Source organism: Nostoc sp., assembly GCF_035638895.1.
Taxonomy (GTDB): domain Bacteria; phylum Cyanobacteriota; class Cyanobacteriia; order Cyanobacteriales; family Nostocaceae; genus Nostoc.
Genome location: NZ_DASQZC010000513.1, coordinates 1 through 10578, shown reverse-complemented (window position 1 = coordinate 10578; position 10578 = coordinate 1). Strand labels below are relative to the sequence as shown.

The following is a 10578-nucleotide window of genomic DNA, read 5'->3' as shown; positions in this document are numbered from 1 at the left end:
ACTTGGGCTGATGTAATCAACCGGGCTAACTTGGGTATGGAAGTAATGCACGAGCGTAATGCTCACAACTTCCCCTTAGATTTGGCTGCTGGTGATGTTGCTCCTGTGGCAATGAGCGCTCCTGCTATCAACGGTTAATTCTAAGCTCTAACTAAATTAAAAAGCGCTCTCCCACAAAGGAGGGCGCTTTTAATTTAACTTAGTAACGGATACTGTTATGGAGTTAAATAAAAACTCAGAAACATTGTTGATAATTACTAAAAAAATAGCGAAAAATTATACAAAAAACAAAGACAAACTTTGTAAGAACTCTAGGTAGAATACATAAGCCTCACCTTTTTCCTCAAAATCATGGGCAATATTTTTGGTCATCTATTTCGCATCAGTACTTTTGGCGAGTCTCACGGCGGCGGTGTGGGGGTTGTGATTGATGGTTGTCCTCCTCAACTAGAAATTTCGGCAGAAGAAATTCAAGTAGAACTAGATAGAAGGCGTCCCGGACAAAGTAAAATTACGACGCCTCGCAAAGAAGCGGATACCTGCGAGATTTTATCAGGGGTATTTGAAGGCAAAACTCTGGGAACGCCTATATCAATTTTGGTGCGGAACAAAGACACTCGTCCCCAAGACTACGACGAGATGTCTGAGAAATATCGGCCTTCTCATGCGGATGCAACTTATGATGCAAAATATGGCATTCGCAATTGGCAAGGTGGTGGTAGATCCTCAGCGCGTGAGACAATCGGAAGAGTAGCCGCAGGTGCGATCGCTAAAAAAATTCTTCGCCAAGTCGCCAATATCGAAGTTATCGCTTACGTTAAGCGCATCAAAGACTTAGAAGGTGTAGTTGATCCAAATACTGTCACCTTAGAACAAGTGGAAAGCAATATAGTTCGTTGTCCCGATGCTGAATGCGGCGATCGCATGATTGAATTAATTGAGCAAATAGGTAGACAAGGTGATTCTATCGGCGGTGTAGTAGAATGTGTGGCGCGAAATGTGCCGAAAGGTTTGGGCGAACCAGTATTTGATAAATTGGAAGCTGATATCGCTAAAGGTGTCATGTCTCTCCCTGCTAGCAAAGGTTTTGAAATTGGTTCGGGTTTTGGGGGAACGCTGCTAACGGGAATTGAGCATAACGACGAATTTTATATTGATCAAAATGGTGAAATCCGCACACTAACAAACCGTTCTGGTGGTATTCAAGGGGGAATTTCCAACGGAGAAAATATCATTTTGCGAGTTGCATTTAAGCCGACAGCAACAATTAGAAAAGAGCAGAAAACTGTAACTCGTGAAGGTGAAGAAACGCTTTTAGCAGCCAAAGGACGCCACGATCCTTGTGTATTACCGCGTGCAGTTCCAATGGTTGAGGCAATGGTGGCGTTGGTGCTGTGTGACCATTTGTTAAGGCATCATGGGCAGTGTAAGGTTTTGTAGCTATGAGGCAAGGTAACATCGCCACATTAAACAAAGATCAATAATGCCTATGCCCCCTACCCTAATTCCAATCCTGTTCCTCTTTCTTGCCACGACTTTTGTAAATACCCCCTAGATTGTGAATTTGGCGAGTTTTCTCAAAAAGCTCGGCTTCGGTCAAACCCCACTGTTGCAAGGCTTTATCTAGGTCTTTTTGGATATCTCTTGCCCCTGGAAACCCTTGATAACGCATTCGCAGCCTAGCTAATTCTGCTAAGTTATAGTCTGTCGCCTCTTGAGAGAGTAAAATATCAATAAGGGGGCGATCGCGGCTATAAAGAGGATGTTGTTGGTCTTTGCCGACCCTTGCTTCAGTCATCGTGAGTCCCTGAGTGAGAGGTTATAAGTTAGGAATTAAGAGTGTTGAGTCTTAGTTTTTAAGTTTAGCCCAGAGCTGAGGAGCAAAAAAGGCAAAAGAAAATCATCTTCTGCACTGACAAGTCGATTGTAAAATTGAAAACTCCTTATCTACTCATCACTCCTAACCCCTAGTAGACGGCAAGTACACCTGATGTCTTACGGCTCTCACCACTGCCACTCAAGTTTAAATAAAGTTACATTAGTTCTTAAGAAAATACAAAAAACTTTAGATGAGGGTGAATTTTATCTCACCCAAAGTCCAAGCAGCGAGGGAGCAAGAACCCATTATGTTTGAACACTTCACTTCCGAAGCCATTAGAGTAATTATGTTAGCTCAGGAGGAAGCCCGTCGCCTGGGACACAACTTTGTAGGAACAGAACAAATTCTCCTGGGTTTGATGGGAGAAGGAACTGGGGTTGCTGCTAAAGTGCTGGCCGAATTAGGCGTTACCCTCAAAGATTCACGTCGTGAGGTAGAAAAAATTATTGGCAGGGGTTCTGGCTTTGTACCACCAGAAATTCCTTTTACTCCTAAAGTAAAAAGCCTCTTTGAGCAATCGTTTAAAGAAGCTCATAGTCTGGGACAGAATTACATTAACACTGAACACTTACTCTTAGGATTAACCGAGGCTGGTGAAGGTGTTGCCGCCAAAGTACTGCAAAATTTAGGAGTTGACTTCAAGACTGTCCGCAGTGCCATTGTTCGCCGTTTGGGTGAAAATGCGCCAGCTATAGCTGGTGGTGGTAGTCAAAAGCGCACCCAACCATTAACGATGGAAGAGTTTGGTCGGAATTTGACCAAATTAGCACAAGAAGGCAGACTTGACCCCGTAGTTGGTCGCCAGAAGGAAATTGAGCGGGCGATCCAAATTCTCGGTCGCCGCACTAAGAATAACCCAGTGTTGATTGGAGAACCAGGAGTTGGTAAAACTGCGATCGCAGAAGGTCTAGCTCAACGGATTATCAACCAGGATGTTCCCGAAAGTTTGCAAGACAAGCAAGTTATCAGCCTCGATATGGGGTCTTTGGTAGCTGGAACTCGCTTCCGTGGCGATTTTGAAGAACGCATCAAAAAAGTCGTGGAAGAAGTCCGCACTGTGGGCAATATCATCTTGGTGATTGACGAAATTCACACTTTGGTTGGTGCTGGTGGGACAGAAGGTGGTTTGGATGCAGCGAACATCCTCAAACCTGCCTTAGCACGGGGTGAACTTCAGTGTATCGGCGCAACTACCCTTGATGAATATCGTAAGCACATTGAGCGTGATGCCGCCCTAGAGCGTCGTTTCCAACCAATTAAGGTTGGAGAACCCTCAGTAGAGGAAACCGTACAAATTCTCTACGGCTTGCGCGGTGCTTATGAGCAGCACCACAAAGTCACAATTTTGGATGCAGCACTTGTAGCAGCAGCAGAATTATCAGACCGCTACATTAGCGATCGCTTCTTGCCAGATAAGGCAATAGACTTGATTGATGAAGCTGGTTCTCGCGTTCGTCTGCGGAACTCTCAAATTTCTCCCAATAAAGAACTCAAGCGTGAACTCGCTGGCGTTACCAAGGAAAAAGAAGCAGCAGTCAGAGTCCAAGATTTTGATAAAGCTGTAACCCTGCGTGACCAAGAGTTAAAACTTGCAGAACAACTGCAAGCAACGTTTACACAAAACGATCAACCTGTCAACTCGACTGTAGTTGACGAAGAAGATATCGCCCAAATCGTTGCCTCTTGGACTGGCGTACCAGTCAACAAGCTGACTGAATCTGAGTCAGAATTGCTTCTACACCTAGAAGACACTCTGCATCAACGGCTTATTGGTCAAGAGCAAGCAGTCTCGGCTGTATCTCGCGGTATCCGTCGCGCCCGTGTCGGCTTGAAGAATCCCAATCGTCCCATTGCTAGCTTTATCTTCTCTGGGCCTACCGGAGTCGGTAAAACAGAATTAGCGAAGGCACTAGCTTCTTACTTCTTCGGTGCGGAAGATTCCATGATTCGCCTAGATATGTCCGAATACATGGAAAGCCACACCGTCGCCAAGCTAATTGGTTCGCCTCCTGGTTATGTGGGATACGACGAAGGTGGACAGCTTACAGAAGCCGTGCGGCGGAAACCATACTCAGTGTTGCTATTCGACGAAATCGAAAAAGCTCACCCCGATGTATTCAATATGCTGCTGCAACTCTTGGATGACGGTCATCTTACCGATGCCAAAGGTCGGAAAGTGGACTTCAAGAACACGCTGATCATCTTGACTTCCAACATTGGTTCTAAGGTGATTGAAAAAGGTGGTAGTGGCTTAGGTTTTGACTTCGACACTCAAGCCGACGCTAGTTATAACCGCATCCGCACCTTGGTAAATGAAGAATTGAAAGCTTACTTCCGTCCTGAGTTCCTTAACCGTCTTGATGAAATTATCGTCTTCACCCAGCTTTCTAGGGATGAAGTCAAGCAAATCGCTGAGATTATGCTTCGTGAAGTTGCTAGTCGGTTGACAGAAAAGGGAATTATTCTTGAAGTTAGCGATCGCTTCAAAGACCGGGTAGTACAAGAAGGCTACAACCCTAGTTATGGTGCTAGACCATTACGCCGGGCAATTATGCGCCTCCTAGAAGATTCTCTCGCCGAAGCAATGCTGTCTGGTGAAATTACAGATGGAGATACAGCGATCGTTGATGTTGATGATGACTCTCAGGTAAGAGTGCGGAAATCAGAAAAACGAGAATTGCTCTTGGCAAATGTTGGCTAATTTTATACCTGATCACCTTTTGCTGTAATATTTGAGGAATACTCTAGCCTCTCATCTAAGTAGAGGCGATCGCAGGGGCATCTCCGACAAACATAAAGTGAAATGGTATTATTTATCACCCTTAGTAGAAATGCTAGGGGTTTTTTTATGTAATTTTCTTTTGGATGCCGTAGCACAGCTAGCTGTGCGCTTTATATTCTCCATAAATCAACAACTCATGGCGATATTGATTTCTCTGCCAACAATTCTGATGCTGCTTCACCCACACCGATGTTATCAGAATCACCAGATTTAGAAAAACCATCTGCTATATCTTTGATAAAACCAGCTACAGGTACCGCGATTAGCAAACCCAAGACTCCACCAACATTGGTTCCTACAAGCAAAGCAATTAACACCCATATTGGTCTGATACCAGTAAATTTGCCTAAAAGCCGTGGTGCGATCGCTTGATCAATTACCTGATCAATGACAACAGCTACTGCAAAAATCTTCACTGCTAGCCAAAAGTCATGTGTGGCTATTATTAAAGTTATTACAACAAGACTAACGACATCGCCAAAGGGAATTAAACTCAAAAGCCCAACCCCCAAACCAAAAAGTAAAGCAAACTGGACTTTAAAAGCTAAAAATAATAATGTTAATGAAACTCCCATCAGCAAAGCCAAACTTCCCTGACCAATCAAGTAATTTTGAAAGTTTTGTTGAATAGATTGGCTTACCTTTTGGGCAAAACTTCCAGGTAGCTTTTTAAATATCACCTCCCAAATCCTTGGGCCATCTAACAACAGATAGAAAGTCAATACTATTGTAATTAATGCCTCAGAGATACTATCAATCGTATCTATAAGAATACTTAAAAGTTTATCTGAAAGAAACTCTAATTCAGTAGGTAATTGCTCAGTTAATCGGCTTAATAAGCGACTTAAGTTCACATTTAAATTGTGCTTAAAAAACCAATCATTTAAAATCTGAAGGTTTTCTTTGCTAGAATCAATCCATTGGGGAAAGACTTTCACCATCTCATTAAATTGCTCTAAAACAATTGGAATTAAAGTTATACCCAAAGCAATGATAATGATCAATGCTGAGATAAAAACTAATGATACTGCATAGCCACGTTTCACTCCTCGCTTTTGGAGAATGGCAACAGGATAGTTTAAAATGAATGCAAGCAAAGTAGCCAAAACAAGAATTGTTACAACAGGTTGAAAATTTTTAACCAGCAAAAATGCTAGCCAACCATTGAGAAAAACTAAAGGAAATAACAGCGTAAAAATTAACCATCTAAGCAGTTGATTCAGTGGAAAATTCATAATTAATTTAAAAATCCAAATTATTCTAGTTACTAGATTGAACCGGGTAATTAAATATGTTCAAGGATCAGAACTTGCACCAGTCCAAACAAACGCCTCAGCATGAATTCTGGGGCTAGTCTATCTATTGAAGACTGGGTAAGGTTTATACTCAACTTGAGTACACTTGTGCTATTAGCCAGAGAAAAATTCTCTGGCGAGAAAGTAGGCAGGTGCAAGATATAACCAAGGGTAAGTACATGAGAAAAATATTTCCCTATTCCCTACTCCCTACTCCCCACTCCCTATTCTTCCAATCACGAACTTTCAGCGAAAGCTAAAAATTGCTCCTCATTTATTCGCCCTGCTTGATACAGAGTATTAGTAATTTCCGAAATAGTTAAAACCGCATGACTGCGATAACCATTTTGCTGTAACCTATCTTTCACCCCTTGTTCATGATCGATAAATACCACAATATCATTAACATTTAATCCTGCTGATTCTAACTTTCCTGCCCCTTCCATAACACTTTTACCACTAATGAGAATATCATCAACTACCACAACTGTTTCACCAGGATGGAAATTACCTTCAATAACTCTCCGAGTTCCGTGTGCCTTCACCTCTTTACGGGGAAAAATCATTGGACAATGAAGGCGCAAAGCTAAACCAGTCGCAGTAGGTAAAGAACCGTAAGGAATACCTGCCAACCTATCAAAATTCAAGTTTTTCAAAATATCCTCATAAGCTGTGAGAACCTGATTGAAAACTTGGGGATTGGAAATAATTTTGCGTAAGTCGATGTAATAAGGAAATATAGCTCCTGATGCTTGGACAAAACTGCCAAACATAATGCAGTCAATATCATAAAGTTGTAAAATCAAGTCTTGGTAGGGATGCTGATTTAGAAAAAAAACATCAGGAAACCACACAGGACATGTGGAATTTTCGTGAATAATTTCAGCTTTGATTTGATTAATCTCTGCACGTAAAGACTGGATTTCCTCAGATAGTTGGGTGTTTCCCAACATATCTTGAGGAACAGGAATCAGTAAACCATCACCGTTAGCATTCAAACCTGCTTCTAAAAATTGCTTCAGGTTTGCGCCTTCTGCCCAGATGCTACGCGCCATAATAATTCGTTCAGGCGCGATCGCTCGAATAAGTGCTAAAATTTCAGGTTTTGTAGTTCCCACTTCTAAACCCAATTGTTCTGGAGTTCCCCAGGTTTTTGATTCTTTTACTACTTGTAAATAAAGGGGTGATTCGTTTGTCGGATATTGCTGTAAAGCTTCTGCGCCTGGATTAGAGGTACAGCATAAAATAAACACTCCTTTATCAGGGTAGACCAAAAAAGGTGCTACATGATCTTGTCCTGTATAGGGACTAAGAGTAATTGCATCCACCTGCCATTCTGTAAACACAGTCCGAGCAAAAATGGTACTAGTATTTAAGTCACTGTGTTTGGCATCTAAAATTACTGGGATATGGGCTGGAATAGCTGCTAAAGTTTTGTACAGCAATTCTAAACCTGGAATACCTAGCGCCTCGTAAAAGCCAAGTGTCGGTTTATAGGCACAAACGAAATCAGAAGTTTCCGCAATAATGAATTGTAACCACTTCTCCAAACCAGTGATCAGTTCTTCAGATTCATAACGCACAGGCATCATCTCTGGATTTGGATCAAGTCCTACAAATAGTAAGCTTTGGTTTTGCAATATATTCCCATTCAATTTATCAAAAAAGTTCATGTTTTTAGTTTAAAAAAAGATTATTTATCAAAACATTGATTCTGTTAATTCAGTACCACCAGCCTTAAGCCCTAATCGATAGTGAATCACTACAAATAAGACAACCATCGGCACTGAGGCAAAGTGAACAATTCGCAATGCTTGCCAATCGCCAAACAAATCCACAATCCAGGGAAATTGAGCAGGTTTATACATTCCTATTCCTGTCAATAATGCCAGTAGCAAGATAGGAATAATTGCTGTATAGACAATTCGATGCCAAGCATAAATTAGGCGTTTGGAATTTTGACTTTTTTGTAATGCTTTGAAGTCATTGGCACCTACAAACCGATGCCGCCAGCGCCGAGTGATTAAAATGTAAATTCCATACCACAGGAGATTCAGCGAAAATATCCACATTGCTGCAAAATGCCAGTGTCTACCTCCTGCGAGCCAACCTCCTAACGTAAATATCGGAGGAATGTGCAAACCTGCACGTCCACCAAAAACAGGGTTAGCGTTGTAAATTTGTAGTCCACTGGTGAGCATGATAAATAGACTAATGATGTTACACCAGTGGAAAATTTTGGCTGCGATCGCTTGAGTAGGTAGCTTTCGAGTTTGAGAGGGGGTCAAAGTCATACATTTTGACTGATAAAATTTGCTGTTTATCTATCTTGGGTAAATGACACCGCAAGTTTCGAGGTATATTACTTACCCTTTATTTTCCCTTAACCGAGCAGTATTGCCGTTCATCCTGCCTCCCCTATTTAAGATTTACTGTATAAATAGCCTTTTATTGTCAATTAATTACATGGACACGATTAAATACATTTTGACTGAAAAACAGATGCCCAAAGCTTGGTATAATATCCAGGCTGACTTGCCACAAGCCTTACCACCAGTTTTAAATCCTGGTACTGGAAAGCCAATTACACCAGATGAATTATTACCTCTGTTTCCATTGGCGCTGATTGAGCAAGAAGTTAGTCAACAAAAATGGATTGAAATACCAGATCCAGTCCGTTCTATTTATTGCCAGTGGCGACCAACCCCTCTTTATCGCGCCCGTCGTTTAGAACAAGCCTTAGATACGCCTGCCAAAATTTATTACAAGTATGAGGGTGTTAGTCCCTCTGGAAGCCACAAACCCAATACTGCGGTTGCCCAAGCATACTACAACAAACAAGCTGGAGTAAAAAAGCTAACGACTGAAACGGGAGCCGGCCAGTGGGGATCATCCCTCGCCTTTGCTGGTGCGCTATTCGGTTTAGAAGTCTTAGTTTACATGGTAAAGGTCAGCTACCAGCAAAAGCCTTACCGCCTAGCTCTAATGGAAACCTACGGCGCGAGGGTAGTTGCTAGCCCAAGTACTGAAACCCAAGCCGGACGTAAAATTATTGCACAACATCCCAATAGCACCGGCAGTTTGGGAATTGCTATTAGTGAAGCTGTAGAAGTAGCTGCTGCTGATGAACAAACTAAGTATGCTTTAGGTAGTGTTCTCAATCACGTACTGCTACATCAAACCGTGATTGGGCTGGAAGCACTTACTCAGTTAGAGATGGCAGGAGATTACCCTGATATTGTCATTGGCTGCACAGGTGGCGGTAGTAACCTTGCTGGAATTGCTTTTCCATTTATTGGTGCTAAATTGCGAGGAGAACGAGACGTACAAGTAATAGCTGTAGAACCAGCTGCTTGTCCATCTCTGACTCGTGGCAAATATGCTTACGATTTTGGTGATACTGCCCACTTAACTCCACTCACTAAGATGCATACTTTGGGTAGTAAGTTTGTGCCAGAAGGAATTCATGCTGGAGGCTTACGTTATCACGGTATGGCCCCGCTTGTTAGCCATATTGTCAATTTGGGATTAGTTGAATCGCGTGCTGAATACCAACTTGGTTGCTTTGCGGCTGGATTAACTTTTGCCCGCGCAGAAGGAATTTTACCAGCACCAGAAGCTAACCATGCAGTCAAAGCAACAATCGATGAGGCTTTGCTCTGCAAGAAAGAAGGTAAAAGCAAAACTATCCTATTCAACCTTTGCGGTCATGGGAATTTTGATATGCAAGCTTATATTGACTATGAAGCTGGACGGCTTGTTGATACTGAATATAGTGCGAATGAAGTGGCGATGGCACTAGCAGGATTACCCGTAGTTGAGTAGTAGCTGATTCGCTATGCAAATGTAATTGAAACGATTACATTTGCATAGCGTTGCTGTAGGGTTACAAATCTATCACACTCTGGTATTTTTAATGCGATCGCTGCTTTGTTAATACATGAGATTATAAAAAGAACAGCGATCGCTTGTCGATTTATACTCTAAACTAAAGCGATATCTCCGAAGGGCTACGCATACGCCAGCTTTTGGCTCAATGATATACCAAAATGAATGCGTAAATTACTCTAATGAGTAAGCAAACTGGGGTTTAAGAAAGTAAAAGCTGCTTTTGCTTGCGGAAAACACTAAAACGCGAGATTAAAAGCTGCTTTTGTTTGCGGAAAATACTAAAATGCGAGATTAAAACCTGCTTTTGAAGAAGTAAAAGCTGCTTTTGTTTGTGGAAAACACTAGAATGCGAAATTAAAAGCTGCTTTTGAGAAAGGAAAAGCTGCTTTTGCATAAGTAATCAGGCATTTTTACTTATTGAATATGAATTTAGTTTAGGCAATACCTTCTCTACAAGACGCTACGGGTAGATTTGCACTCTACACAACGACACTGATGCGCTCAGGATTTTATCTAAAAGGCGATCGCTTATGGGTTTACAATCAAAAATAAAGCGCTAGGCTTGGGGTTGTTGACTATCTACATCTTTATAGCGATCGCGCAGCATTCCCCAAGAAATTTTATCAAAGCGATGTCTCCGACGGGCTACGCCTACGCACGGGCAACAACATCATTCAACTGAGGGAACCCATCAGAAGAATCAATTTTTTAACGTAAAATTAAACTGGTAG

Annotated in this window: 7 protein-coding genes and 1 pseudogene; 4 read left to right on the top strand and 4 right to left on the bottom strand. The window is 41.9% G+C overall.

Annotated features, from left to right (window positions below):
• Together VE944_RS25690 and aroC are read left to right on the top strand one after the other, a co-directional pair.
• A pseudogene (locus VE944_RS25690) lies at positions 1-138 on the top strand (photosystem II q(b) protein); the annotation flags it as partial.
• 213 nt (positions 139-351) lie between these two features.
• Positions 352-1440 carry a chorismate synthase gene (aroC, locus tag VE944_RS25685; protein ID WP_324983795.1) on the top strand — a complete coding sequence of 363 codons (1089 nt, stop codon included), beginning with the start codon at positions 352-354 and terminating at the stop codon, positions 1438-1440.
• A 61-nt stretch (positions 1441-1501) separates the two neighbouring features.
• Here the strand turns inward: aroC and VE944_RS25680 are convergent, their stop codons facing one another.
• Positions 1502-1798 carry a DUF3288 family protein gene (locus tag VE944_RS25680; protein WP_229557017.1) on the bottom strand — a complete coding sequence of 99 codons (297 nt, stop codon included), beginning with the start codon at positions 1796-1798 and terminating at the stop codon, positions 1502-1504.
• 328 nt (positions 1799-2126) lie between these two features.
• Between VE944_RS25680 and VE944_RS25675 the strand changes: the two genes are divergently transcribed.
• Positions 2127-4580 (top strand): ATP-dependent Clp protease ATP-binding subunit, encoded by a 2454-nt coding sequence (locus VE944_RS25675; protein WP_324983799.1) that lies wholly within the window; start codon positions 2127-2129, stop codon positions 4578-4580.
• 215 nt (positions 4581-4795) lie between these two features.
• On the opposite strand, the gene VE944_RS25670 is transcribed toward VE944_RS25675, so the two are convergent.
• From VE944_RS25670 to VE944_RS25660, 3 genes are all read right to left on the bottom strand, one after another.
• Positions 4796-5896 (bottom strand): AI-2E family transporter, encoded by a 1101-nt coding sequence (locus tag VE944_RS25670; protein ID WP_324983791.1) that lies wholly within the window; start codon positions 5894-5896, stop codon positions 4796-4798.
• A gap of 296 nt (positions 5897-6192) precedes the next feature.
• Positions 6193-7629, bottom strand: coding sequence for a bifunctional orotidine-5'-phosphate decarboxylase/orotate phosphoribosyltransferase (locus tag VE944_RS25665; RefSeq protein ID WP_324983788.1), 1437 nt, complete (start codon positions 7627-7629; stop codon positions 6193-6195).
• Between the two features lie 27 nt (positions 7630-7656).
• Positions 7657-8250, bottom strand: a complete 594-nt coding sequence (locus tag VE944_RS25660) for a cytochrome b/b6 domain-containing protein (protein ID WP_324983786.1) — start codon at positions 8248-8250, stop codon at positions 7657-7659.
• 172 nt (positions 8251-8422) lie between these two features.
• On the opposite strand from VE944_RS25660, the gene VE944_RS25655 reads away from it, so the two are divergent.
• Entirely contained in the window at positions 8423-9781 is a 1359-nt protein-coding gene (locus tag VE944_RS25655) for a TrpB-like pyridoxal phosphate-dependent enzyme (RefSeq protein ID WP_324983783.1), read from the top strand.
• Positions 9782-10578 lie beyond the last annotated feature (797 nt).